The organism is Gilvimarinus gilvus (genome assembly GCF_030518155.1).
Lineage (GTDB): Bacteria > Pseudomonadota > Gammaproteobacteria > Pseudomonadales > Cellvibrionaceae > Gilvimarinus > Gilvimarinus gilvus.
The window spans coordinates 55,740-78,746 of sequence record NZ_JAULRU010000836.1; the positions used below are offsets into that span (position 1 = coordinate 55,740).

Genomic DNA, 23,007 nt, shown 5'->3' on the forward strand with positions numbered 1-23,007 from the left:
ATGCAATTTTCTGAGTTTGGCCAAAGGCTGACGGCCGCCTCCGGTATTGTCTCGTTAATGGACGATCTGGGCTGCGCCCTGCGTGAAAACCCGAATATGCTGTTTCTGGGCGGCGGCAACCCCGCTCGGATCGATGTTGTCGAGCGGCATTTGACGCAGGCTATGCAGGCCGTGTTGGCGCGCGGAGACGACTTACACCAGATGTTTGGGGTATACCAGTCACCGGCCGGCGATGCAGCTTTTCGCCAGGATTTGGCGGAGCATCTCAACCGCGAGTTTCATTGGCGGCTGAACGCGGGCAATATCGCGCTGGCAAATGGCAGTCAAAGCGCCTTTTTTACGTTGTTCAACCTATTGGCTGGTCGTCAGGGAAGTGGCCAAAATCGCAAAATTCAGCTGCCTTTGGTGCCGGAATATCTCGGTTACAGCGAATTGGGACTCACCACCGACTTTTTTCATGCTAACAGGCCCGCTATTGAACGCTTAAGTGAGCACGAGTTTAAGTACCACCTCGACCTGACGAGCTTCGCAGTAGAGCCTGATACGGCGGCCTTGTGCGTCTCCCGGCCCACCAACCCGACGGGCAATGTCATAACCGACGCCGAGATGGCTGAGCTCGATCGTGCAGCGTGTGAGGCTGGCGTGCCGCTTATTGTCGATGGTGCCTACGGTCTGCCATTCCCGTCCATCGTATTTACCCAAGCCAGTTGTCGCTGGAACGAAAACACAGTGTTGGTGCTGAGTTTGTCTAAGCTAGGGTTTCCCGGGGCGCGCACCGCCATTGTAATTGCCAGCGAGGAGCTTATTGATGCTTTCGCCAAAGCCAATACCGTTATGAGCTTGGCGGCGGGCAACGTGGGCCCGGCCGTCGCGCACGAGCTGCTGCGGCGGGAGCAATTGCTTTCTCTGGGCCGGCTTACGATTGCGCCGTTTTACCTCGAGCGTTGCCAGCAGGCAGTGAGGGTGCTGAATCGGGCCTTGGGACACCTGCCGTACCGGCTGCACAAGCCGGAGGGCGCGATATTTCTGTGGTTGTGGTTCGAAGGCCTACCGATTAGTTCGCAAGCGCTTTATCAGCGTTTGAAGGCCAGAGGCGTTTTAGTGATTGCCGGTGAGCACTTTTTCCCCGGCCTTGCCGAACCCTGGCAGCACCGCTATGAGTGTATTCGCTTGAGTTACGCGCAACCGGCGCAGGTGGTGGAGCAGGCTGCGCGCATTATCGCCGATGAGGTCACCCAGATATATGAGCGTCAAGGCGATCATTGCTAAACCTTGGTAGATTGTGTTCAGTTGCTCTGATTGAGCCGGTACCAGGGGCGCGTGCTGCGGCATAGCTGCTGAAAGTGTTCGCGCTTGCGCTCCGCCGAGTCGTAAAAATAGTACTCTTGGGTGGGCGCGCGGTTAATCCAGCGTCTGGCGTTTTGAATAAGCTCGACATGCAGCTTAGGGACGCCGAGTTTGCGGTCGCTGTTGTAGCTCTGGTTCCAGTGAATAAGTATCTGATGGCAAGCGTGAACCGCGGCCTGTTCGGCATCTTGCGCGTCGATACGACGGCAAGTTAGAAATCCTGTGATGACACTTTCTGTATGATTTTCAATAAAAATATCCGTGCCGCAGACAATGACATCAAATAGTGTGGACATAGGCGTCGCGCAACCTTATTTACCGCAAACGTTACAACATGGCCGCTCGTTAAAGCGTACTCCTCCAGAGTAGACGACCTTTACGCCGGTGTCCGAGAAGTGGCGCGCATCATAACGGAAACAACTTATATCCTCTAGCGCCCTGTGTCAGGTCTTTTCCCTGAGCGTCGGATAGGGCATATTAGCGCTTATGCCTTACATTGCGCTTGCCAAATTGCACGAGCTTCACGACGGCTATCGCCAGTCATTGCGGCTCAACGGAAAAGACCTGCTGCTGTTGCAAGAGGGCGGCAGGCTCATGCTGCTGTTAAATCAGTGTCCGCATCAGCAAGCCCGTCTAGATCAGGCTACGGTCAACGGCCAGTGGTTGCGCTGCCCATTGCACGGTATCGAGTTCTCTCTCGATACCGGCCGGGCGGCAAACCCCGCCAGTTGCCAGGGCAGACTGCAGGGGTTTGCTCTGGTCTACGAAGGCAATACCGTCGGGGTGGAGGTGGATTAACTCTCCGGCTTATCCCTTTGCCTGGCTCGGCCAGAGGCCGCCAACTCGGTTTTATTTCGAACAATAGCCTTTTCGTCTTCATAGAGCCTGAATACGCGGTTTCTCAGAGCCTGCCACTGAGGTATAATTGCGCCCTTTTTGGCGGCCAGGGCTCCCTGGAGCGCTGTTTATTGGTAGGTTTTATTGCGAGGTATCGGACCATGCCTATCTATGAATACCGTTGTGAAGGTTGTGGCCACGAGCTAGAGGCACTGCAAAAGCTAAGCGATGCCGCATTGATCGACTGCCCCGCCTGTGCGCAGGCGCAGTTGGTGAAGAAAATTTCTGCCGCCGGATTCCGCCTGAAAGGCGGCGGTTGGTACGAGACTGATTTCAAATCGGGCAAAAAGAAAAATATTGCAGGTGATACCGCCAAGCCGGTCGCCGGCAAAAGTGAATCGAAACCGGCGTCGCCGGCCAGTTAAATCGGGGTTGGCAGACTGTTAGCTCCCCAAGCGAATAGACGGGAATACAATTATGCGCAGTAATTACTGTGGCGCTCTCAATGCCTCTTTTATCGATCAAGAAGTGACCCTGTGTGGATGGGTTGATCGTCGCCGTGACCACGGTGGTGTGATTTTTATTGATCTTCGCGACCGCGATGGCATCGTGCAGGTGGTCTTTGATCCGGACGCCAAAGAAAACTTCGCTCTCGCCGACAAGGTACGCGGAGAGTACGTGCTGCAAGTAACGGGTAAAGTTCGGGCCCGCAATGCGGCCACAGTGAACCCCAATATGGCTACCGGTGAAATCGAGGTGTACGGTACCGGCTTAGAAATTCTCAATGAAGCCGAAACCACCCCTTTCCCGTTGTCCGAGCACTCCAGTGTCGGGGAAGACGTGCGCCTAAAGTTCCGCTACTTGGACTTGCGTCGCACCGATATGCAAAAGAGTCTGCAGTTCCGCTCCAAGGTAACGATTGCTATACGCAACTACCTGGACGAAAACGGTTTTCTCGACATTGAAACCCCTATTCTGACACGAGCGACTCCCGAGGGCGCCCGTGATTATTTGGTGCCGTCGCGTACTCACGAAAATAAATTCTTCGCGCTGCCGCAATCTCCGCAATTGTTTAAGCAATTGTTAATGGTTTCGGGATTTGATCGCTACTACCAAATTGCCAAATGTTTCCGCGATGAAGACTTGCGCGCTGATCGTCAGCCTGAATTTACCCAGATCGATATTGAGACCTCCTTTATGGATGAAGAGGGCATCATGTCGGTTACCGAGGGTATGATTAAAACCCTGTTCAATGATTTGCTCAGTGTTGATCTGGGCGTGTTTCCACGCATGGATTACGCCACAGCGATTGCCAAGTATGGGTCAGATAAGCCAGATATGCGTATCCCGCTGGAGCTGGTCGATATCAAAGACCTGATGACCGAAGTTGAATTTAAGGTGTTCTCCGGTCCGGCCAAAGACCCCAAAGGCCGTGTGACTGCGCTTAAAGTGCCCGGTGGTAACGAAGCACTGACCCGCAAGCAAATTGATGATTACACTAAATTTGTGAGTATTTACGGAGCAAAAGGTCTGGCTTACATTAAAGTCAATGATGCCAGCGATATGGAAAACGGTCTGCAATCGCCCATTGTTAAGTTTCTGCCCAATGACGTGCGCAAAGCCATTCTTGAGCGTGTAGAAGCAGCCAATGGTGACTTGATCTTCTTTGGTGCCGATAAGGCCAATGTTGTGACCGAAGCGCTGGGCGCGTTGCGCTGTAAATTGGGCGAAGACCTAAATCTGTACACCTGTGAGTGGGCGCCTTTGTGGGTCGTTGACTTCCCGATGTTTGAAGAGGGCGATGACGGTTCAATGCAAGCGTTACACCACCCGTTTACCGCACCATCGTGCTCGCCCGAGGCGCTTAAGTCGAATCCGGCAGAAGCCCTGTCGCGCGCTTACGATATGGTATTAAATGGCACGGAACTGGGCGGTGGTTCGGTTCGTATTCACGACCAACCCATGCAGCAGGCCGTATTTGATATCTTGGGCATTAGCGCGGAAGAACAGCGCGAAAAGTTTGGCTTCTTACTGGATGCTCTGAAATACGGCGCGCCGCCACACGGTGGTTTGGCGTTTGGCCTGGATCGTTTGATCATGCTGATGATTGGCGCGTCGTCGATCCGCGACGTGATTGCTTTCCCTAAAACGCAAAGCGCGGCCTGTGTCATGACCGACGCGCCGGGTGCGGTGGACGCGACGCAATTGCGCGAATTGCACATTCGTCTGCGCCAGAAAGAGAAACAGGAAAAAGCCCCCGAGTAACACTCGCTCGGGCAAAAGGTGGCCGGGCTTTGCCCGGCTTTTTTTTGAGTTAAATTTGTCAAAAGGTAAACAAAAAAGCGGAGATCACTATGGCTGGCCACAGTAAATGGGCAAACATTAAGCATCGAAAAGCCGCGCAGGATGCCAAACGAGGCAAGGCGTTTAGCAAAATCATTCGCGAGCTAACCGTGGCCGCCAAAGGTGGCGACAATACCGATGATAATCCGCGTTTGCGTGCCGCTGTCGATAAGGCGCTGGCGGCCAATATGAAAAAGGATACGATCGACAAGGCGGTAGCCAGAGGCGCCGGTAATGCGGAAGGTGAAAACTACGAAGAGTGTACCTATGAAGGTTATGGTGTAGGCGGTGTGGCGGTTTTAGTCGAGTGTATGACTGATAATAAAAATCGCACCGTGGCAGAAGTGCGCCATGCCTTCAGTAAGCGTGGTGGCAACCTCGGCACGGATGGCTCGGTCGCTTACTTGTTCAGCCGAATTGGCCAATTAGTGTTTACCGGCGATGACATCGAAGGTGATACTTTGATGGAGGCCGCGCTTGAGGCTGGCGCCGAGGAGTTTATTGAGCACGATGATGGCAGTGTGGAGTTGGAGACTGCGTTTGAAGATTATTTCGAGGTTAAGCAAGCGCTGAATGAGGCGGGCTTTCGCCCTGAAGTTGCTGAAATCACCATGAAACCTGCAACCACCGTTGAGCTGGATAAAGACGGCGCGGAAAAAATAATGGCCCTGGTGGATATGTTGGAGGAGCTGGATGATGTACAAAATGTATACACCAACTCGGATATTCCCGATGCTGTATTTGCTGAAATGGAGTAGAGAATTTAATCTTTGCTCAGTTGTCAGATTCTTGCGACACTGTATATCGAAAACTTACAAATTAACCACTGAGCGTAGGCGATGGCACTGGTAATGGGGATTGATCCCGGTTCACGCAAAACGGGCTTTGGTATCGTGAATGCCATTGGTGCGCGTTGCGAGTACGTCACCAGTGGGGTTATCCGTATTCCCGACATCGCGTTCCCGGAGCGGCTTAAGTTAATCTTTGATAGTGTTACCGAGCTGATCGAGCAGTACGTGCCACAAGAGTTTGCCATTGAGCAGGTTTTTATGGCCAAAAGTGCCGGTTCGGCGCTCAAGCTCGGCCAGGCTCGGGGCGCTGCGATAGTCGCTGCGGTAAATCAGAATTTGCCCGTCAGTGAATACGAGGCGCGCAAGGTAAAACAAGCCATAACCGGCACCGGCGCCGCAGATAAGTTACAAGTGCAGCATATGGTGAAAACCCTGCTGAAATTACCCGCAGCCCCTCAGGAAGACGCGGCAGATGCACTTGCCATCGCTCTTTGTCATGTAAACTCACAGCAACATTTGTTAAAAACCGCCAGAGCCCGCAGCTTTCGCCGTGGCCGTATGGTATAAAGGGTCTTTCAACGAATTGGTAATACACTCGGCACAATGATTGGACGATTGCACGGGACTTTGCTGGAAAAGCAGGCGCCTTTTTTACTCCTCGATGTCAGTGGTGTGGGTTACGAGCTGCAAGCTCCGATGACGACCTTCTACGCGCTGCCAGAATTAAACCAGACTGCGACCTTGTATACCCACTTGGCTGTTAGCGAAACCGCGCAACAGCTGTTTGGTTTTGCCCGCCGCAGCGATCGCGACTTGTTCCGTACATTAATAAAGGTCAATGGCGTAGGCCCTAAAATGGCTGTCGCTATTTTGTCTGGAATGGATGCCGGGCAAATTGCCCGCTGTGTTCATGAGGACAATGTCACCGCGCTGGTGAAAGTGCCGGGGGTTGGCAAAAAGACCGCCGAACGGCTGGTGATCGAGTTGCGCGACAAGCTTGCCGCGCCTGCCACAGGGGGCGACCTACTCAGCCCCGCGCCCAGCGCGGCGGCCTCAGTTGGTGCAGACAGCGAAGCGGAAAGCGCTTTGATTGCGCTAGGCTATAAACCCACAGAGGCCACGCGAATGGTGGCCGCGGCGAAGCGAGTTCAGCCTGAGGCCAGCGCGCAAGAGTTGATACGCCTGTCGTTGAAAAAGGTGGCCGGTTAAATGATTGAAACGGATCGTCTGATTGCCCCCGAGGCCGGTGTAAAAGAAGAGCACATAGACCGGGCCATTCGCCCCAAATCGCTGGCCGAGTATGTCGGTCAGCCGGTGGTGCGCGAACAGATGGAAATTTTCATTCAGGCTGCGCTCTGTCGCGACGAATCGCTTGATCATACCTTGGTGTTTGGCCCACCTGGACTTGGCAAAACGACCCTGGCCAACATTATTGCTCAAGAAATGGGCGTCTCGCTTAAAAGTACATCGGGCCCGGTACTGGAAAAAGCCGGTGATTTGGCCGCTTTGATGACCAACCTTGAACCCGGCGATGTATTGTTTATTGACGAAATTCACCGTCTGAGCCCGGTGGTAGAGGAAATTCTCTACCCCGCGATGGAGGATTTTCAGCTCGACATTGTGATCGGCGAGGGGCCGGCTGCACGCTCTATAAAACTGGACTTGCCGCCATTTACTTTGGTTGGCGCAACCACAAGGGCCGGGCTGCTCACCTCACCGCTGCGCGATCGCTTTGGTATTGTGCAGCGGTTAGAATTTTACAATATCGCTGATTTGACGCGAATTGTGGCTCGTTCGGCCGGCCTGCTCGGTGTTGAAATGGACGAGCAGGGCGCCTGCGAGGTGGCCAAACGTTCGCGTGGCACGCCGCGTATTGCCAATCGCCTACTGCGGCGGGTGCGAGATTTCGCTGAAATAAAGGCCGACGGCAAAGTGACTAATGACGTTGCCGACCGCGCCTTGAATATGCTCAACGTGGATGTGCGCGGGTTCGATCATATGGACCGGCGCTTGTTGTCGGCAATGATGGATAATTTTGCCGGCGGCCCGGTGGGCATTGACTCACTGGCTGCGGCGATAAGCGAGGAGCGGGGCACTATTGAAGATGTGATAGAGCCCTACCTGATTCAGCAGGGGTTTATTAGCCGAACGCCGCGCGGTCGTATTCTGACAGCTCACGCGTACGAACATTTCGGTGTCCCTACCCCCGATCGCTTTAAGGACCCCTCGTGAGTCAGCCCGGCTTTGCAATCCCGGTGCGAGTTTATATTGAAGACACCGATGCCGGTGGTATCGTTTATTACGTTAACTACCTCAAATTTATGGAGCGTTCGCGTACAGAATTTTTGCGCCAATACGGTTATGATAAGCCCGCCATTCTCGAGGACGGCAAGCTTTTGGTCGTGCACCGCGCCGAGGTCGATTATCAGCGCTCGGCCCGACTCGATGACCTTTTGAGCGTGAGCACAGAAATAGAGAAGTTGGCGCGCACCTATGTGGTGTTTCGCCAAAGTATTCTCAGAGGGAACGAATTACTGTGTACCGGTCTAATACGTATTGCCTGCGTAGCGCCGGACACCATGAAGCCATGCGCCATGCCCGCCACGATGTGCGAGCAGTTGGCCAACAATACAATCACAGACATAAGTTGAGTCACTATGCCGAATGAACACTCATTATCCATTTGGGGGTTAATCGCCAATGCTAGTTTGCTGGTGCAATTGGTTATGGCCCTTTTGTTTTTGGCGTCGGTCATTTCCTGGGTAATGATCGTTCAGCGGGGAATGTATCAAAGCAGCGCGAGGGCCAAGTTTTTGGCTTTCGAGAAAAAATTCTGGTCCGGTATCGACCTCAATCAGTTGTATCGCCAGAGTAATGGCAATACGGCGGTTGATGGTATCGAAAGTATTTTTCGCGCCGGCTTCAAAGAGTTCATGCGCTTGCGCTCGCAAAGCAGCGCCGACTCCGACGCCGTAATGGAGGGTTGTCAGCGAGCGATGCGAGTCGCCCTGGCCCGCGAAGAAGAAAAACTTGAGGCAAATTTGCCCTTCTTGGCCAGTGTCGCCTCGGTGAGTCCCTATATTGGGCTGTTCGGCACAGTGTGGGGCATTATGAACTCTTTCCGCGGTCTGGCAAATGTTCATCAGGCAACGCTGGCAACGGTGGCGCCGGGGATTTCTGAGGCGCTGGTGGCTACGGCGATGGGGCTGTTTGCCGCGATACCCGCGGTGCTTGCCTATAACCGTTTTTCGGCGCGAGCCGAGGCCATGGAAAATCATTACCAGACGTTTGCCGAAGAGTTTTCCGCAATTTTACACCGTCAAATTCACAGCAAGCAGGTCTCCTCTTAACAGAGTGTGGCCGCGAATAAACGGAGTCTGAATATGGCGGCATTTGGCCCCAAAATTAAGAAAAAGCCTATGGCGGAAATCAACGTCGTGCCTTACATCGACGTGATGCTTGTGCTGCTGGTGGTCTTTATGGTGACGGCTCCCATGCTAATGCAGGGGGTTAAAGTCGACTTGCCGCAAGCCCCCTCGGCACCGATAGACGACAAAGACGACGAGCCTTTGATTGTATCGGTGGACAAGGAAGGCGCCTATTACATTGAACTGGGTGGCAATCCCAAAGAGCAAAAGCCGCTCGATCAAATTACCACTATGGTATCGAAAGTGCTGGGGGAAAAGCCCGATACTGCGGTGCTGGTATGGGGGGATTCCGCGGTTGAATATGGTGCGGTGGTTGGCCTTATGACGCAGTTACAAAATGCCGGTGCTCCTTCGGTGGGGCTGGTTACCGAGCCGCCCAAATAAGTGTTGATGCCTTCATGAACACCCAGAACCAGTTCACTGTTGCCGCTATTGTCAGCGTGTTTTTACACGGGCTGTTATTGGTGGGAATCACCTTAGGTTGGGAGAGTACCAGTGACCCAACTCCCAGGGTGTTTAAGCCACGCTATGTCGAGGCAAAGTTGGTTGAGTTGAAAGCGCAAGACACGCAAGAGCCTGCACAAAAAAAGAACAAGGTCATCGATTTAACAAAAAAACGTGAGTTGGAGCAACAGCGGGCAGAGGCGCAGAAGCGCGCGAAGGAAGAAGCTGCACGCCAGCGTCGTATCGAACGTGAGCGCAAAGAAAAAGCCGAGGCCGACAAGAAAAAGCGTCAGGAGGCCGAGCGCAAGAAACAGCAGGAGCTCGAAGCCAAGCGTCGCGCCGAGGAAGCCGCAAAAGCTAAAGCCGAGCGCCAGCGGCAAGAACGGCTGGCCCAGGAGCGCTTAGACGAAGCGGTGCGCAAAGAAGAGCAGCAGCGTCAGGCGCAGTTGGCCGCCGAGCAAACGCAGAGCTATGTCAACATGATATCGTCGCGTATTGAGCAAAATTGGAGCCGGCCGCCCTCGGCGCGCCGTGGCATGAAAGTCGAGCTCTTGATACAGTTAGTGCCCACAGGGCAGGTGGTGAATGTCACCATCGTAAGAAGTAGCGGTAACGCCGCCTTCGATCGCTCAGCGGAACAGGCCGTTCGACGCATTGATCGCTTTAGTGAGTTGCGCAATATGCCACCCGAATTGTTTGAGCAAAATTTCCGCCAACTGAAACTGGTATTTGATCCCAAGGACTTGCGACTGTGAGAAAACTTGTAGCACTTGTTTTATTCTGTTTTGTGTCAGTGGCGCACGCCCAACTGACCATTGAAATTACCCAAGGGGTAGACAATCCCACCCGCATTGCGGTTGTGCCCATGGGGTGGAGTGGCAACGAGCCTCTGCCCGAAGATATTAGCCGTATTGTCTCCAATAATCTGGAGCGCAGCGGTCAGTTTGATGCCGTGCCTCGCACCAGTATGTTGTCGTTTCCCAGCAGTGAAGCCGATGTCTTCTACCGCGACTGGCGCGTTATGGGTACAGAGTTCCTGCTGATTGGCGATATTCAGCAGCAAGCGGGTCGCTACTTCGTCACCTACCACCTTTACGATATTTTGGCGCAGCGCAAAGTGATTAGTGCCGGCAAAGTGGATGGCGGCGCTGCCCAGCTGCGGGACATTGCCCACCATATTTCCGATAAGGTGTACGAAAAAATCACCGGTATCGAAGGGGCCTTCTCTACTCAGATTCTCTATGTCGAAGCTTTCCAAAATACGGGCACGCAAGACAACTTCCGTTTGATGTTGTCGGACGCCGATGGCGCCCGACCACGCATGTTGCTTGAGTCCGATGAACCGCTGCTGTCTCCTACCTGGTCTCCGGATGGTCGTCAGGTGGCGTATGTCTCGTTTGAAACCACGCGCCCGGCTATTTTTGTGCAAAATTTAGCCACTGGCGAGCGCGAACAGGTTACCAACTTTACCGGCTTGAATGGTGCCCCGGCGTTCTCGCCGGATGGCTCTGCGCTGGCTTTGGTGCTGTCTAAAGATGGAAATCCGGAGATCTATACGCTGGATCTGGCCAGTCGCCGATTTACCCGAATTACCAATCATTACGCAATTGATACCGAACCCAGTTGGACTTCGGACGGAAAAGGCATAGTATTTACCTCCAATCGGGGTGGAAAGCCACAAATATATAAAGTGACACTTGCCAGCGGGCGGGTAGAACGCTTAACCTTTGACGGCGAGTACAATGCGCGCGGGCGAGTTTCCAGAGATGGCAAGACGTTGGTCATGGTGCATCAGCGCGGTGGAGTGTTTCATATTGCCGCGCAAGACCTGGCTACGGGCACTTTGCGAATTCTGACAGAGACAAACCTGGATGAATCGCCTACGATAGCACCCAATGGTGCTATGTTGCTGTACGCGACACGATTTGGGGGAAAAGGTATACTGGCTGCGGTCTCTCTAGACGCAGGCACGAAGTATCGTTTGCCTTCCAAGCAGGGTGACGTAAGGGAACCTGCTTGGTCGCCGTTTTTTTAAACAGTTTAGTAAGCTAAAAAATCAACAACTTGATCGGAGTCAAACATGATTACTAAAGCAATGAAACAGGGTCTGACTTTAGCCTTTGTTATGGCGTTTTTGGTGGGCTGTTCTAGCACAGACACGAAAGACTCGGATGCTGAAGCAGGCGCCAATGGTGGCGTAACCACCGGCACAGCGGACAGTGGTTCTCTGGGCTCAGCCGACGGCTCTGAAGAGTCTATGGAAGAGCTGGAAACTATTATTTACTTTGACTTTGATCAGGCAGTGTTAATGCCAGAAGCTCGCGCTCTGTTGCTGGCTCACGCAGAAAAGCTGCGCGGTACCGACACTGCAGTGCGTTTGGAAGGTCATGCCGATGAGCGCGGTTCACGCGAGTACAACATGGCTCTGGGTGAGCGTCGTGCCAACGCCGTTCGCGATTTCCTGGTTCTGCAAGGTGTAAGCCGCGGTAACCTGGAAGTGATCAGCTACGGTGAAGAGCGTCCTCTGTCTCTGGGTAGCGGTGAGTCTGCGTGGAGCAAGAACCGTCGCGTAGAAATCGATTACTAAGACGAAGAGTCACAGGATGAAAAACACCCTGTTGTTAGCGGCCGCTTTTGCGGCCGCTGTCAGTACAGTGTCAGCGGTTGCCCAGGTGCAGGTTATTGACTCGTCACCACAGTCGGGCTCCAATCAATCAGCAAAATCAACGGTGCAGCCCGCGCAAGAGGTAAATCAGCAAGTAGAGCTTTACTACCAACTGCAAACTCTCCAGCAGGAGGTCATGAACTTGCGTGGTTTGGTTGAGGAGCAGGCGTTCGAACTTAAGCGTCTCAAACAGCAGCGTCTGGATGACTACCTCAATCTCGATCAGCGTATCAGCGCGCTCACCACAGGTGGTACAGCCGGTGCCTCAGGCGTGTCATCAATGGCACCTTTGCCCGGTGATGCGCCGGCCGTGACGGATGCCAGTAGTTATTCGTCTGCGCCGTCAACCGCCCCTGCGGCCGCTACCCCAACGGCGATTACACCTCGCCCAACGGTAACCGATGCCAGTGAAGCGGATGTTTACGGTGCGGCTTACGATTTGCTGAAACAACGCCAGATTGATGCCTCAGTGCAAGGCTTTAAAGATCATCTGCAAGCTTACCCACGCGGCGAGTATGCCAGTAACAGCTACTATTGGCTGGGTGAAATCTATCTGTTGAAGGACAACCTGCCAGAGGCGCAACGCTGGTTTGGTGATCTGTTGGCGGAATTCCCAGACAGTCGCAAGGTGCCTGATGCGCAGTTTAAACTCGGCAAGGTTTATCACTTGCAGGGCGATAATACCCGCGCGCAGGAGCTGCTCAATATCGTGGCTTCAAGCAACGCCGATGCATCGCGATTGGCGCAGCGGTATCTTCAGGATAATTTTTAGCGCAGTGAGCTTGTCGCAGTCACATAAAAAGCCAGATTTCATATCTGGCTTTTTTTCGTGCAGATTTAGGCGCCCCGGTTTTTTACGGCGGATAAATTAGTGCTTTAGGCGCTGTCAATTGCCGTTAAGGGTAAGCGCGAGCAGCGGGCGCTAGGGTGAGTATTTCAGGCAAAAAAAAGGCCCACAAAGTGGACCCTCGGGTGCGAACTCATCCATTCCTTGTTCTAAACGATATTCCGTTATCGTTTTATTCCCTGAAAACTACCATCCTGGTAGATTGGCATCTTGCCTTTGAATACTTTTAAACCCCTGTCGTGGTTTATACGGAGCATTATTCCGATGGTGTGACGGTTCCGTCGTCTTCCCTGTTGGTTGTAATTTGTCCTAACCGCTCCGTGGCAAGTACATCCTGTGAACCATCCTGGCCCTTATTTCATCCTTGCAACGTCCCTGTGAGAAACAGTATCGGTCAAATGTAAGGAAACGAAAAGGCGACTATCACACTAGGTTTTGTGCGACATCTCCTACAATAAATGTTAACGCCAACATTGCTAGTGCGTAATCCGGTAGCAGGGCGTGTAAGTACTGCCCGGGAGCTTCATCCGTCCTTGCTCCTGAAAGGCGCTGAGCAGCTGATCAACGGGCTCCATAATGCTGCGGTCACCGCATATTTCGAATAAGCCGTGTTTTTCAATGGCCCGAATTCCCGCATCTTTGACATTGCCGGCGACAATGCCAGAAAAGGCTCGTCGCAGATTTGCAGCCAGTTCGTGTTTAGGTCGGTCTAGCTGAAGCTGCAGATCGCGCATATTCTCGTGAGTGGGCTCAAAGGGCTGCAAAAAGTCCGGCGATATTTTCAGCTGCCAGTTAAAGTAATAGGCATCGTCGGTTTTTTTGCGAAATGCGCGCACGTCACTCATCCCATTGACCATATAGCGAGCCACGGCCGCAGGGTCATCCATAATGATCTTATAGCGACTTTGCGCCTCGGCCCCCAGTGTGGTTGCGATAAACTGGTCGATCTGTGCGAAATAGCTCTGCGCTGACGCAGGGCCTGTAAATACGACAGGGAAGGGGAGTTCGCGATTGTCGGGGTGCAGCAATATCCCGAGTAAATAGAGGATTTCTTCGGCGGTGCCCGCGCCGCCCGGAAACACCACAATACCGTGTCCGGTACGCACAAAAGCCTCGAGTCGTTTTTCAATGTCCGGCATGATGACCAACTCATTGACTATGGGGTTCGGCGCTTCGGCCGCAATAATACCAGGCTCTGTTATACCGATGTACCGCCCCACGCCAAGGCGCTGTTTGGCGTGGCCAATGGTTGCACCTTTCATTGGGCCCTTCATGGCGCCGGGGCCGCAACCGGTGCAAATGTCCAGGCCACGCAGCCCCATCTCGTAGCCAACTTTTTTGGTGTAGTCATACTCGCCCACACTGATTGAGTGGCCACCCCAGCACACAATAATATTAGGGTCGACTTTGGGGCGTATCACTTTTGCGTTACGCAGCATATGGAATACCGCGTCGGTAATGGTTTCCGGTGTCGCGGTCTTGTCTGTGGATAATAAGCGTTGCTCGCTGCTGGCAAATAAAACATCCCGGAGTACGGCAAACAGGTGCTCGCTGATACCGTGAATCATTTTGCCATCGACGAAGGCGCTGGCAGGTGCACCGTTAACTTCGAGCTTAATACCGCGCTCTTCCTGAATAACCCGAATGGCAAAATCCGGATAGCGTTCAAGCAGCTCTTTGCCGTCATCCAACGTATTGCCGCTGTTTAGCACCGCCAGTGCACAGCAGCGAAATAAGGTGTATAGGCCGCCCTGGCTGGCATCCAGCAGGCGCGAGGCTTCGGTTTTAGAGAGAATGTTAAGCTGGTTTTGCGGAGAGACTATGGCATCTATGGTGTCGTACTGGCCGCTTTCGCGGTGGGCATGCTGATAGGGTTGTTGGGTATTTGGCATCGCGTCCTCTACGTCTCAAGCTGTTGGCCCAAACTTGCATAATGTAAATTAGATATGACAGTTTGGGCTTTGTTTTAAGTGTACTCTATTTTTACGAGGGAGATTGTGAATCTCAATATCGCTGTCCTAGTTTGGTGCGCGAAGCGGTGCGTTAAGAAATTTATGCGCAGTGATGGTGCGATAATTGTGTATGGGAAAGCGTGATATTGTGTTTATGCCATCAATGCGGTTGAAAAAAACCTTACGTACCCGGGCTTTCAGGCTAGTTTGTAATCTAGGCGCCGTGTTGAATGATGTGTGCCCGCCCATTGAAAAGTGGCAACGATGTATAACGACGTATAGGGGGCAGCCTAAAATCCCACTCAGGGAGTGGCCTGAAGCGCAGATCTGGCGCGCCTTGTCTCCGGCAAAGGGAACCATTGTGTGCGTCGAGGCAAAACGAAGCATTCACGCTCCAGGCCGCGCTGAGGTTGCACGGGGTTTTACAGTAGCTTTGCTAGGGCGCAGGGCATGCTGTTGGCATGCTTCTTGTTCTTAACAGGGGCGAAAAGCTGGGAATAAAAAACGCCTTTTACAATCGGTGTACAAAAAACAGGCGCTTAGACGCCTCAATGAAAACAACGAGTTGAGCCATTGACTTCAATAACTTCCACTTTCGAGGCCAGCACTTGTGCAGCTGTTCTGGACTCTACCCGTGTATTGCGTTCGTGGCAGGCTTCTCTGGCCTTAACGTTCGCCTACCGCGGTTCAAAAACAGCTGTCACGCGCGCCAGCCATTACGGCCCACTGCGAATCCAGCGACCTTTTTACCCCGAAGGCGAGTGTGCGCACGTGTATTTATTGCACCCGCCGGGTGGTTTGGTGGTGGGGGATTCGCTCGGAATTTCTCTCACCGCAGAATCTGGTAGTGCGGCACTGATCACCACGCCGTCGGCCGGCAAAGTGTATTCGCTGGACGGCTTGCAGCACAGCGATGTCGCCACAACACAATCTCAACGCATCGATGTCAAGGTGGCAGAAAATGCTCATCTTGAGTGGCTACCGCAGGAAACCATTATTTTTAATGGTGCCAATGCGCGCTTGCATACCAAGCTTGTCGCTGCCACCGACTCCACATTTACCGCCTGGGATATTGTCTGTTTGGGGCGCCCCGCCTGTAACGAAACGTTTACTACCGGGAGCGTGCATCAAGACCTGGAGGTTTGGGTGGACGGAGTGCCTAAGCTTATTGAGCGCAACCGTATTGAAGGTAGCGATGCGTTAATGCAGCGCCCGTGGGGTTTAAACGGTGCCGGCAGCTTAGGCACATTTGTGGCATCCGCCAACCCAAGCCGAGACTGCGTTGATGCGCTGGTTGCTAGCCTCGATGAGCCCAGCAGCGGGGCGGCATCACACTGGGGGTTAACCCAAAAAGAAGATTTATTTGTTGCTCGTTATGTAGGCCCTAGTGCCTATGAGTGTCGCAAAGGATTTATACGCATTTGGCAAGCCATACGACAAGACATGTGCGGTCGTGCGGCGGTAGAGCCGCGTATTTGGAATACTTGAAATAGGGGAGAGAGCTGTGGAATTAAGCCCGAGAGATAAAGACAAGCTAATGTTATTCACCGCCGCATTGCTGGCGGAAAGACGCAAGGCTCGTGGCGTTAAGCTGAACTATCCTGAGTCGATTGCGCTGATCAGTGCAGAGATTATGGAAGGCGCGCGCGATGGTAAAACGGTCGCGGAACTAATGGACTACGGGCGTCAGATCTTAACGCGTGAAGATGTGATGGACGGCATTGCCGATATGGTTCACGAGGTGCAAGTTGAAGCGACTTTCCCCGACGGTACTAAGCTCGTTACCGTCCACAACCCAATCGTATAGGAGGCGCGTGTGATTCCAGGAGAATATCAAATTGCCGACGGTGTGATCGAACTTAACACCGGTCGGGATACTGTTAACGTCGTTGTCGAAAACACCGGAGATCGCCCTATTCAAGTTGGTTCACACTATCACTTTTTTGAGGTGAACCCGGCGCTTACGTTTGATCGGGCCAAAGCGCGTGGCTTTCGTTTGAATATTGCCGCCGGAACGGCGGTGCGGTTCGAACCCGGCCAGGAGCGGGAAGTGGAATTAGTGGAACTGTCTGGACGCAAAACCGTGTATGGATTCCGCGGCGACGTCATGGGGGAGCTATAAGTTATGGCTACTATAGATCGCAAGGCCTACGCCGATATGTTTGGCCCAACCACCGGCGATAAAGTGCGTTTGGGTGATACATCGCTGTGGATCGAGGTGGAAGAAGATCACACCGTCTACGGCGAGGAAGTTAAATTTGGTGGCGGTAAAGTTATTCGCGACGGCATGGGGCAGTCGCAAGCAAGTTGCGCCGATACACCCGATACGGTTATTACCAATGCCCTTATTTTGGATTACTGGGGTATTGTTAAGGCCGATGTAGCCATTAAGAATGGTCGTATTGAGGCGATTGGCAAAGCCGGCAACCCCGATATTCAGCCTGGGGTTGAAATAAAAATTGGCCCGGGCACCGAAGTGATTGCCGGCGAGGGGCAAATTCTGACAGCGGGCGGTATTGACGCACACATTCACTTTATATGCCCACAGCAAATTGAAGAAGCACTGATGAGTGGCATTACCACCATGATTGGTGGGGGTACGGGGCCTGCCACGGGCACTAACGCCACAACTTGCACCCCCGGGCCTTGGCATTTGAGTAAAATGTTACAGGCTGCGGAAAGTTTCCCGATGAATATCGGCTTTCTCGGCAAGGGTAACGCCAGTTTACCGCTGGCACTGGAAGAACAAATTGCCGCCGGTGCCTTGGGGCTGAAACTGCACGAAGATTGGGGCACCACGCCGGCGTCTATCAACAACTGCTTAAACGTTGCGGAAAAGTACGATGTGCAGGTGGCTATCCACACCGACACGCTCAACGAGTCTGGCTTTGTTGAGGATACCATTGCTGCGTTTGATGGCCGTACTATTCACACTTACCACACCGAAGGTGCCGGTGGCGGTCACGCCCCGGATATTATTAAAGCGTGTGGTTTACCCAATGTATTGCCATCGTCGACCAATCCAACCCGGCCTTATACCGTTAATACGATTGACGAGCATTTGGATATGCTCATGGTGTGTCACCACCTCGACCCGAACATTCCCGAGGATGTGGCTTTTGCCGATTCGCGGATTCGCAAGGAGACGATCGCCGCCGAAGATATTCTGCACGATCTCGGCGCCTTTTCGATGATCAGCTCAGATTCGCAAGCCATGGGGCGTGTCGGTGAAGTGATTTGTCGTACCTGGCAAACCGCCCACAAAATGCGTGAGCAGCGCGGCGCGCTGGCCGGTGAAACCTCCTCGGTGGATAATTTTCGGGCAAAAAGATTTTTGGCTAAATACACTATAAACCCTGCCATTGCCCATGGTATTTCTCACGAAGTGGGCTCTATTGAAAAGGGTAAATTAGCAGATCTGGTGTTGTGGAAGCCCGCGTTTTTTGGCATTAAGCCTTCGCTAATTATTAAGGGCGGCGCTATTGCCGCTGCGCCTATGGGTGATCCTAACGCCTCTATCCCTACGCCACAGCCGGTACATTATCGGCCTATGTTTGGCGCCTTTGGTAAAGCGTGCACGGGTACTTCTGTGTCTTTTGTCAGTCAGGCGGCCATTGAAGCCGGTATTAAAGGCTCGTTGGAATTGGAGCGCCGCCTGGTTGGTGTGAAAGCTTGCCGCTCGGTGACAAAGTCGAGCATGGTACTCAATGATTACCAGCCTCATATGGAAGTTGATCCGCAAACCTATGAGGTGCGTGCGGATGGGCAGTTGTTAACCTGTGAGCCGGCAACGGAGTTGCCACTGGCTCAACGCTACAGTTTGTTTTAAGAGGCTATTTATGTTGGAAGCTTTTCATATTGTCGACCGCAAGCCTGAGTCGACAATGCCCGTTGCCGAACTGACGTTTGAACAGCGGCAAAAAAGTCGCCACCGCTGTGAGACCCGCTGTGGGCAATCCCTCGGTTGGTTCTTAACTCGTGGGCATGTGTTGTCTGACGGCGAAGTACTCGAGTGTAGTGATGGCACTTTTGTGCAGGTGGTCGCCGCAAAAGAGCATGTAAGCCAAGTGCAGTCAGATGATGCTTTTCAGCTAACGCTGGCGGCTTATCATTTGGGCAATCGCCATGTCCCATTGCAAATTGGCGCCGGCTTTTTGCGCTATCAGCACGATCACGTGTTGGATGACATGGTGCAAGGTTTAGGTTTGACCGTTGCCGAGGCGCAGCTACCTTTTCATCCGGAAAATGGCGCTTATCATGGCACCGGACACGGACACGGACACGGACACGGACACGGACACGGACACGGACACGGACACGGACACGGACACGGACACGGACATACCCACACCGATGCGTCGGCGGTAAGCTAGGGTGGCGAGCAACGCAATGCTGCACTTAATGCACCTTGTCAGCCCCGCGTTACCGGTGGGCGCGTACGCCTACTCGCAGGGGCTGGAATATGCGATCGACGCGGGATGGTTGAGTGAACCGGGCGATCTTGAAGACTGGATGCTGTCGCTTATGCAGCGCTCTTTGGTGCACCTGGATATACCCATGTTGCACCGCTTTTACCGCGCATGGGAGGCTTGCGACATTGCCGAGATTAACCGCCTTAACGATTACCTGCGCGCCTGCCGCGAAACCCGTGAACTGCTACTGGAAGACGAGCAGTTGGGTGTAGCGCTGGGGCGACTTTTACAGTCGTTGGGAGTTGATCAGGCCAAACCGTCGCTGTACCGTGCAACGCCAAGCTTTACTTGTCAGTTTGCGTTGGCCGGGGTGCATTGGTCTATCGGTGCCAATGACTTAGCTGAAGGTTTTGTCTGGAGTTGGCTGGAAAATCAGGTCGCAGCTGCCACCAAAATTGTGCCACTGGGGCAAACTCAAGCGCAGAAAATTCTGGTGGCTTTACTGCCGCATATTCCGGCGCTGTGTGAAAAGGCGCGCGGCATTGATGATGACAGTATAGGGTTGAGCTTGCCCGGTGTAGCGCTGGCGTCGAGCCTGCACGAACGGCAGTACTCTAGGCTTTTTCGATCGTAGTGGTTTAAACATTTGCTTTTTTAAAACTGACAGAAACACTGAGAGTTGTAGGAAATACGTATGCAAAAACCAACATTGCGACTGGGCATTGGTGGCCCGGTAGGTTCAGGTAAAACCGCACTGGTAAAAACCTTGTGCGCGCATTTAAAAGACCAATACAACATCGCGGTTATTACTAACGATATTTATACCCGTGAAGACCAGGAATTTTTGCAGCGTCATAAGGCGCTGGAAGTTGACCGTATTATGGGTGTTGAAACTGGCGGCTGTCCGCATACCGCCATTCGGGAAGATGCCTCTATGAATCTTTCCGCGGTTGCCGAGCTGCAGCGTCGTCACGAGGGGCTGGATGTTATTCTTATTGAAAGTGGCGGTGATAATCTCGCGGCTACCTTTAGCCCGGAGCTTTCTGATTTAACACTGTATGTGATCGATGTGTCAGCCGGCGATAAGATCCCGCGCAAAGGCGGTCCCGGTATCACCAAATCAGACCTGCTGATTATCAACAAAATCGACTTGGCGCCACTGGTTGGGGCTGACCTCGATGTAATGGATCGCGATGCGCGAAAAATGCGGGGCGATAAACCATTCTTATTTACCAACTTAAAAGACGAGACCGGCGTTGCTGAGGTTATCGCCTTTATTGAAAAAGCGGGCATGCTGACACAGGCGGCCTAGCGGTTACTCTTTAAAACATCAGAATTCAGTAAGGAGCATTCATGAAAAACTTAATCAAAGCCGCCGTAGCCTTCATAGTCCCGGTTTTGGCGATTGCCGCCCAAGCGCACCCACACCACAGTGCCGAAGTGTCTGATCATATTCATTTCTCAATAGCCAGCTTCGCACTGGTAGCGTTTTTACTGGTTGGGTACTGGCTGGTGTCGCGTTTTCTGCGCTCGCAAAACAAACTGCGTGATCGCGACGAATAGCCCGGCAGCCACTCGCCGCTTGCACAGGGCGCCTGTAGGAGTGTTGCCGCCCCATCTGGCCTGCTATTGCCGCGCTCGGCTCGTCTTACCAGCAAATGGACAATCTAGCCAGCTCACAGGAATTTCGCGATTGGGTGGGTGAGGTTACCGGCATTGACCAGCTACTCTATGATCCGCACTACTTCGGCGGCGGCAGTCACGAGAACCTGTCTGGCCAGTCACTGGATGCGCACGTCGACTTTACTCACCACCCGATCACCAACTGGCATCGCCGGCTCAATTTGATTGTGTACCTCAATCACGATTGGCAGCGGGAACGGGGCGGCAATATTTGCTTTCACAAGGACCCCCACCTGCCACCCGAGCAGGATGAGATCATCGAAGTGGTGCCTGTGTTTAACCGCGCGGTGCTGTTCGAAACGCACAACCACTCCTGGCATGGCTTTAAGGCGGTCGACCTGCCGGAACAAGAGTCCAGCCGCAGCCGCAAATCGTTTGCGTTGTATTTCTATACCGATGACCGGGCCAACAAAGTGCGCCCTCACTCCACCATATACGTCGAAGAGCATATTCCCCCAGAGATTACGGCAGTCGGTCATACGCTTACTGCGGAGCAAAGCCAAGTGATTCGCAATGGCTTAACCCGCCGCGACCACCATTTGAGCCGGTTGTATAACAATATTACCGATTTGATGGGGCAGCTGAAGGACGCGCGGGAATACATTGATCATTTAAAAAAGTTTGAGGTAGAGCTCGAAGCCGTCAGAAGCGCCCCCATTGCGCCAGTGGCGCAAGAGGCTCCGGCTCCCGAGCCGGTACCGGAGCGGGGAGCGGAAAGTGACCCGGCGCAGGCCGAGGACGCTGAAAAGACCCAACTGATCGCCGATCTAGAGCAGGTGCGCATGCGCGAACATCTGCTGCGCAAGCGATTGTACGACATTGAAAATGCCACTTTATGGAAAATGACGGGTCCAATACGGGCATTAATCAATAAAATGCGCAAATAGCCAGTGAACGGGCGCGCGGGCAGGGCGTCTTAGCTCAAGTGGAATCAGCGGGCCGTGTTTGATTGGTTAGCGTTTAGCCAGTTTGGCGCTGCCCGGTATGCCCGTTGCCGAAAGCTGGGATTGGTGTGTTGATAAATGCGCCAAAGGTCGACTCGTAACGCCTTTTCGCGTATCTTATGGCACCCTAAAAACCGATTTAATCCGAGGCTACCGGTGGTGGCTTCAAAAGGCTTCATTGAAAACTATGAATCTGAATTATTTGGAATTTGAACAGCCCATCGCCGTTCTCGAAGGCAAAATCGAAGAGCTGCAGCTTGTCGGTAATGACAACGATCTCAACATTACCGATGAAATAAGTAAGCTAAAGGAAAAAAGCACCAAGTTGACTGAGAGCATCTACAGCAATCTGACGCCTTGGCAGATTGTGCAAGTGGCTCGCCATCCGCAGCGCCCTTACTCTACCGACTATATCAAGCGCATCTTTACCGATTGGGATGAGTTGCATGGCGACCGCCACTTTGGCGACGATCAGGCCATTGTCGGTGGCGTAGCTCGCTTAGACGGCAAGCCGGTGATGGTGATAGGTGAAGAGAAAGGGCGCAGCGTCAGCGAAAAAGTTACTCGCAATTTTGGTATGCCCAAGCCGGAAGGTTACCGCAAGGCCCTGCGCCTTATGGAAATGGCCGAGCGCTTCAAATTGCCGGTGCTGACCTTAATCGACACCCCCGGGGCCTATCCGGGTATCGACAGTGAAGAGCGCGGCATCAGTGAGGCCATCGCCCAAAACCTGGCGGTTATGTCGCGCCTGAAAACACCCATTATCTGCACTGTGATTGGTGAAGGTTCCTCCGGTGGTGCTCTCGCCATTGGGGTAGGGGATCACCTCAACATGCTGCAGTACTCCACCTACTTTGTTATCTCGCCCGAAGGCTGCGCCAATATTATTTGGAAAACCGTCGACAAAGCGCCACTGGCCGCTGAAGCCATGGGGGTAACGTCAAGCCACTTGGAAGAGCTGGGTATTGTCGATGAGACCATTCCCGAGCCCTTAGGTGGTGCCCACCGCGATATCGACGCCATGGCAGATAACCTGCGCCTGCGTTTGACAGAGCAGCTGGATCAATTGTCTGGGGTTCCTATTGATGAGCTGCTAGAGAAACGCTACGAGCGGTTGATGAGTTATGGCAATCCATAACGGTTGATGGTTTTTAAAAACGCCCCTTTTTGAAGGCAATGCTGTTCACTTAAGCATTTGAAGTACAGCGTGGCCTAGTAGAAAATCCGATTTCAGGCATGGAATCGGATTTTTTTATGGCTTTTCAACAAGACCTTCTCGACCTAAGTGATCTCTTTAACTTCTCCGACCTTAGT

General features: G+C 53.1%; 27 protein-coding genes. 25 read left to right on the top strand and 2 right to left on the bottom strand.

Features of this window, described 5'->3' with window-relative positions; genetic code table 11:
• Nucleotides 1–1,269 (top strand): valine--pyruvate transaminase, encoded by a 1,269-nt coding sequence (locus QWI17_RS23355; RefSeq protein ID WP_302724951.1) that lies wholly within the window; start codon nucleotides 1–3, stop codon nucleotides 1,267–1,269.
• Nucleotides 1,270–1,286: 17 nt separating this feature from the next.
• On the opposite strand, the gene QWI17_RS23360 is transcribed toward QWI17_RS23355, so the two are convergent.
• Nucleotides 1,287–1,643 (bottom strand): hypothetical protein, encoded by a 357-nt coding sequence (locus QWI17_RS23360; protein ID WP_302724952.1) that lies wholly within the window; start codon nucleotides 1,641–1,643, stop codon nucleotides 1,287–1,289.
• A gap of 190 nt (nucleotides 1,644–1,833) precedes the next feature.
• On the opposite strand from QWI17_RS23360, the gene QWI17_RS23365 reads away from it, so the two are divergent.
• The 14 genes from QWI17_RS23365 (at nucleotide 1,834) to QWI17_RS23430 (ending at nucleotide 12,627) form a co-directional block, all read left to right on the top strand.
• Nucleotides 1,834–2,145 (top strand): Rieske (2Fe-2S) protein, encoded by a 312-nt coding sequence (locus QWI17_RS23365; protein ID WP_302724953.1) that lies wholly within the window; start codon nucleotides 1,834–1,836, stop codon nucleotides 2,143–2,145.
• Between the two features lie 200 nt (nucleotides 2,146–2,345).
• On the top strand, nucleotides 2,346–2,609 hold the full coding sequence (locus QWI17_RS23370; protein WP_302724954.1) for an FmdB family zinc ribbon protein: 264 nt from the start codon (nucleotides 2,346–2,348) through the stop codon (nucleotides 2,607–2,609).
• A gap of 52 nt (nucleotides 2,610–2,661) precedes the next feature.
• Nucleotides 2,662–4,449: an aspartate--tRNA ligase gene (gene aspS, locus QWI17_RS23375; protein WP_302724955.1), complete on the top strand. Its 1,788-nt coding sequence runs from the start codon at nucleotides 2,662–2,664 to the stop codon at nucleotides 4,447–4,449.
• 89 nt (nucleotides 4,450–4,538) lie between these two features.
• Entirely contained in the window at nucleotides 4,539–5,285 is a 747-nt protein-coding gene (locus tag QWI17_RS23380; protein ID WP_302724956.1) for a YebC/PmpR family DNA-binding transcriptional regulator, read from the top strand.
• An 81-nt stretch (nucleotides 5,286–5,366) separates the two neighbouring features.
• Complete coding sequence (gene ruvC, locus QWI17_RS23385) at nucleotides 5,367–5,885, top strand: crossover junction endodeoxyribonuclease RuvC (protein ID WP_302724957.1); 519 nt, start codon at nucleotides 5,367–5,369, stop codon at nucleotides 5,883–5,885.
• Nucleotides 5,886–5,921: 36 nt separating this feature from the next.
• Entirely contained in the window at nucleotides 5,922–6,527 is a 606-nt protein-coding gene (gene ruvA, locus QWI17_RS23390) for a Holliday junction branch migration protein RuvA (protein WP_302724958.1), read from the top strand.
• Nucleotides 6,528–7,550 carry a Holliday junction branch migration DNA helicase RuvB gene (ruvB, locus tag QWI17_RS23395; protein WP_302724959.1) on the top strand — a complete coding sequence of 341 codons (1,023 nt, stop codon included), beginning with the start codon at nucleotides 6,528–6,530 and terminating at the stop codon, nucleotides 7,548–7,550.
• Nucleotides 7,547–7,969, top strand: a complete 423-nt coding sequence (ybgC, locus tag QWI17_RS23400; RefSeq protein ID WP_302724960.1) for a tol-pal system-associated acyl-CoA thioesterase — start codon at nucleotides 7,547–7,549, stop codon at nucleotides 7,967–7,969. Before ruvB ends, ybgC begins: the two co-directional genes overlap by 4 nt.
• A gap of 6 nt (nucleotides 7,970–7,975) precedes the next feature.
• A complete protein-coding gene (gene tolQ, locus QWI17_RS23405; protein ID WP_302724961.1) occupies nucleotides 7,976–8,668 on the top strand; it encodes a protein TolQ in 693 nt (230 codons plus the stop codon).
• Between the two features lie 33 nt (nucleotides 8,669–8,701).
• Nucleotides 8,702–9,130, top strand: coding sequence for a protein TolR (gene tolR, locus QWI17_RS23410; RefSeq protein WP_302724962.1), 429 nt, complete (start codon nucleotides 8,702–8,704; stop codon nucleotides 9,128–9,130).
• 14 nt (nucleotides 9,131–9,144) lie between these two features.
• Nucleotides 9,145–9,945, top strand: coding sequence for a cell envelope integrity protein TolA (tolA, locus tag QWI17_RS23415; RefSeq protein WP_302724963.1), 801 nt, complete (start codon nucleotides 9,145–9,147; stop codon nucleotides 9,943–9,945).
• Nucleotides 9,942–11,225: a Tol-Pal system beta propeller repeat protein TolB gene (gene tolB, locus QWI17_RS23420; RefSeq protein WP_302724964.1), complete on the top strand. Its 1,284-nt coding sequence runs from the start codon at nucleotides 9,942–9,944 to the stop codon at nucleotides 11,223–11,225. The genes tolA and tolB overlap by 4 nt, the downstream gene beginning before the upstream one ends.
• 45 nt (nucleotides 11,226–11,270) lie before the next feature.
• Nucleotides 11,271–11,777, top strand: coding sequence for a peptidoglycan-associated lipoprotein Pal (gene pal, locus QWI17_RS23425; protein WP_302724965.1), 507 nt, complete (start codon nucleotides 11,271–11,273; stop codon nucleotides 11,775–11,777).
• Nucleotides 11,778–11,793: 16 nt separating this feature from the next.
• Complete coding sequence (locus tag QWI17_RS23430; RefSeq protein ID WP_302724966.1) at nucleotides 11,794–12,627, top strand: YbgF trimerization domain-containing protein; 834 nt, start codon at nucleotides 11,794–11,796, stop codon at nucleotides 12,625–12,627.
• A 551-nt stretch (nucleotides 12,628–13,178) separates the two neighbouring features.
• Here the strand turns inward: QWI17_RS23430 and ppnN are convergent.
• Entirely contained in the window at nucleotides 13,179–14,594 is a 1,416-nt protein-coding gene (gene ppnN / locus QWI17_RS23435; RefSeq protein WP_302724967.1) for a nucleotide 5'-monophosphate nucleosidase PpnN, read from the bottom strand.
• 633 nt (nucleotides 14,595–15,227) lie between these two features.
• On the opposite strand from ppnN, the gene QWI17_RS23440 reads away from it, so the two are divergent.
• The 10 genes from QWI17_RS23440 (at nucleotide 15,228) to QWI17_RS23485 (ending at nucleotide 22,831) form a co-directional block, all read left to right on the top strand.
• Entirely contained in the window at nucleotides 15,228–16,142 is a 915-nt protein-coding gene (locus QWI17_RS23440) for an urease accessory protein UreD (protein WP_302724968.1), read from the top strand.
• A 16-nt stretch (nucleotides 16,143–16,158) separates the two neighbouring features.
• Nucleotides 16,159–16,461, top strand: a complete 303-nt coding sequence (ureA, locus tag QWI17_RS23445; protein WP_302724969.1) for an urease subunit gamma — start codon at nucleotides 16,159–16,161, stop codon at nucleotides 16,459–16,461.
• Between the two features lie 9 nt (nucleotides 16,462–16,470).
• Nucleotides 16,471–16,776 carry an urease subunit beta gene (locus QWI17_RS23450; protein WP_302724970.1) on the top strand — a complete coding sequence of 102 codons (306 nt, stop codon included), beginning with the start codon at nucleotides 16,471–16,473 and terminating at the stop codon, nucleotides 16,774–16,776.
• A 3-nt stretch (nucleotides 16,777–16,779) separates the two neighbouring features.
• Nucleotides 16,780–18,483, top strand: a complete 1,704-nt coding sequence (ureC, locus tag QWI17_RS23455) for an urease subunit alpha (protein ID WP_302724971.1) — start codon at nucleotides 16,780–16,782, stop codon at nucleotides 18,481–18,483.
• 10 nt (nucleotides 18,484–18,493) lie between these two features.
• Nucleotides 18,494–19,027 carry an urease accessory protein UreE gene (ureE, locus tag QWI17_RS23460; protein WP_302724972.1) on the top strand — a complete coding sequence of 178 codons (534 nt, stop codon included), beginning with the start codon at nucleotides 18,494–18,496 and terminating at the stop codon, nucleotides 19,025–19,027.
• A 16-nt stretch (nucleotides 19,028–19,043) separates the two neighbouring features.
• Complete coding sequence (locus tag QWI17_RS23465) at nucleotides 19,044–19,700, top strand: urease accessory protein UreF (protein ID WP_302724973.1); 657 nt, start codon at nucleotides 19,044–19,046, stop codon at nucleotides 19,698–19,700.
• Nucleotides 19,701–19,754: 54 nt separating this feature from the next.
• Complete coding sequence (gene ureG / locus QWI17_RS23470) at nucleotides 19,755–20,378, top strand: urease accessory protein UreG (RefSeq protein ID WP_368045382.1); 624 nt, start codon at nucleotides 19,755–19,757, stop codon at nucleotides 20,376–20,378.
• A 41-nt stretch (nucleotides 20,379–20,419) separates the two neighbouring features.
• Nucleotides 20,420–20,629: a DUF6732 family protein gene (locus QWI17_RS23475; RefSeq protein WP_302724975.1), complete on the top strand. Its 210-nt coding sequence runs from the start codon at nucleotides 20,420–20,422 to the stop codon at nucleotides 20,627–20,629.
• Between the two features lie 95 nt (nucleotides 20,630–20,724).
• On the top strand, nucleotides 20,725–21,636 hold the full coding sequence (locus QWI17_RS23480; protein ID WP_302724976.1) for a 2OG-Fe(II) oxygenase: 912 nt from the start codon (nucleotides 20,725–20,727) through the stop codon (nucleotides 21,634–21,636).
• A gap of 244 nt (nucleotides 21,637–21,880) precedes the next feature.
• Nucleotides 21,881–22,831, top strand: coding sequence for an acetyl-CoA carboxylase carboxyltransferase subunit alpha (locus QWI17_RS23485; RefSeq protein ID WP_302724977.1), 951 nt, complete (start codon nucleotides 21,881–21,883; stop codon nucleotides 22,829–22,831).
• Nucleotides 22,832–23,007 lie beyond the last annotated feature (176 nt).

What these genes read in the sequence shown, in the direction of transcription:
- QWI17_RS23355 (WP_302724951.1), top strand. Translation starts at nt 1, where the DNA reads ATGCAATTTTCTGAGTTTGGCCAAAGGCTGACGGCCGCCTCCGGTATT.
- ureE (WP_302724972.1), top strand. Translation starts at nt 18,494, where the DNA reads ATGTTGGAAGCTTTTCATATTGTCGACCGCAAGCCTGAGTCGACAATG.
- ureC (WP_302724971.1), top strand. Translation starts at nt 16,780, where the DNA reads ATGGCTACTATAGATCGCAAGGCCTACGCCGATATGTTTGGCCCAACC.
- ppnN (WP_302724967.1), bottom strand. Translation starts at nt 14,594, where the DNA reads ATGCCAAATACCCAACAACCCTATCAGCATGCCCACCGCGAAAGCGGC.
- QWI17_RS23480 (WP_302724976.1), top strand. Translation starts at nt 20,725, where the DNA reads ATGGACAATCTAGCCAGCTCACAGGAATTTCGCGATTGGGTGGGTGAG.
- QWI17_RS23465 (WP_302724973.1), top strand. Translation starts at nt 19,044, where the DNA reads ATGCTGCACTTAATGCACCTTGTCAGCCCCGCGTTACCGGTGGGCGCG.
- tolR (WP_302724962.1), top strand. Translation starts at nt 8,702, where the DNA reads ATGGCGGCATTTGGCCCCAAAATTAAGAAAAAGCCTATGGCGGAAATC.
- tolQ (WP_302724961.1), top strand. Translation starts at nt 7,976, where the DNA reads ATGCCGAATGAACACTCATTATCCATTTGGGGGTTAATCGCCAATGCT.
- QWI17_RS23380 (WP_302724956.1), top strand. Translation starts at nt 4,539, where the DNA reads ATGGCTGGCCACAGTAAATGGGCAAACATTAAGCATCGAAAAGCCGCG.
- QWI17_RS23430 (WP_302724966.1), top strand. Translation starts at nt 11,794, where the DNA reads ATGAAAAACACCCTGTTGTTAGCGGCCGCTTTTGCGGCCGCTGTCAGT.
- QWI17_RS23365 (WP_302724953.1), top strand. Translation starts at nt 1,834, where the DNA reads ATGCCTTACATTGCGCTTGCCAAATTGCACGAGCTTCACGACGGCTAT.
- QWI17_RS23360 (WP_302724952.1), bottom strand. Translation starts at nt 1,643, where the DNA reads ATGTCCACACTATTTGATGTCATTGTCTGCGGCACGGATATTTTTATT.
- aspS (WP_302724955.1), top strand. Translation starts at nt 2,662, where the DNA reads ATGCGCAGTAATTACTGTGGCGCTCTCAATGCCTCTTTTATCGATCAA.
- tolA (WP_302724963.1), top strand. Translation starts at nt 9,145, where the DNA reads ATGAACACCCAGAACCAGTTCACTGTTGCCGCTATTGTCAGCGTGTTT.
- ruvB (WP_302724959.1), top strand. Translation starts at nt 6,528, where the DNA reads ATGATTGAAACGGATCGTCTGATTGCCCCCGAGGCCGGTGTAAAAGAA.
- QWI17_RS23485 (WP_302724977.1), top strand. Translation starts at nt 21,881, where the DNA reads ATGAATCTGAATTATTTGGAATTTGAACAGCCCATCGCCGTTCTCGAA.
- QWI17_RS23475 (WP_302724975.1), top strand. Translation starts at nt 20,420, where the DNA reads ATGAAAAACTTAATCAAAGCCGCCGTAGCCTTCATAGTCCCGGTTTTG.
- pal (WP_302724965.1), top strand. Translation starts at nt 11,271, where the DNA reads ATGATTACTAAAGCAATGAAACAGGGTCTGACTTTAGCCTTTGTTATG.
- ruvA (WP_302724958.1), top strand. Translation starts at nt 5,922, where the DNA reads ATGATTGGACGATTGCACGGGACTTTGCTGGAAAAGCAGGCGCCTTTT.
- QWI17_RS23370 (WP_302724954.1), top strand. Translation starts at nt 2,346, where the DNA reads ATGCCTATCTATGAATACCGTTGTGAAGGTTGTGGCCACGAGCTAGAG.
- ruvC (WP_302724957.1), top strand. Translation starts at nt 5,367, where the DNA reads ATGGCACTGGTAATGGGGATTGATCCCGGTTCACGCAAAACGGGCTTT.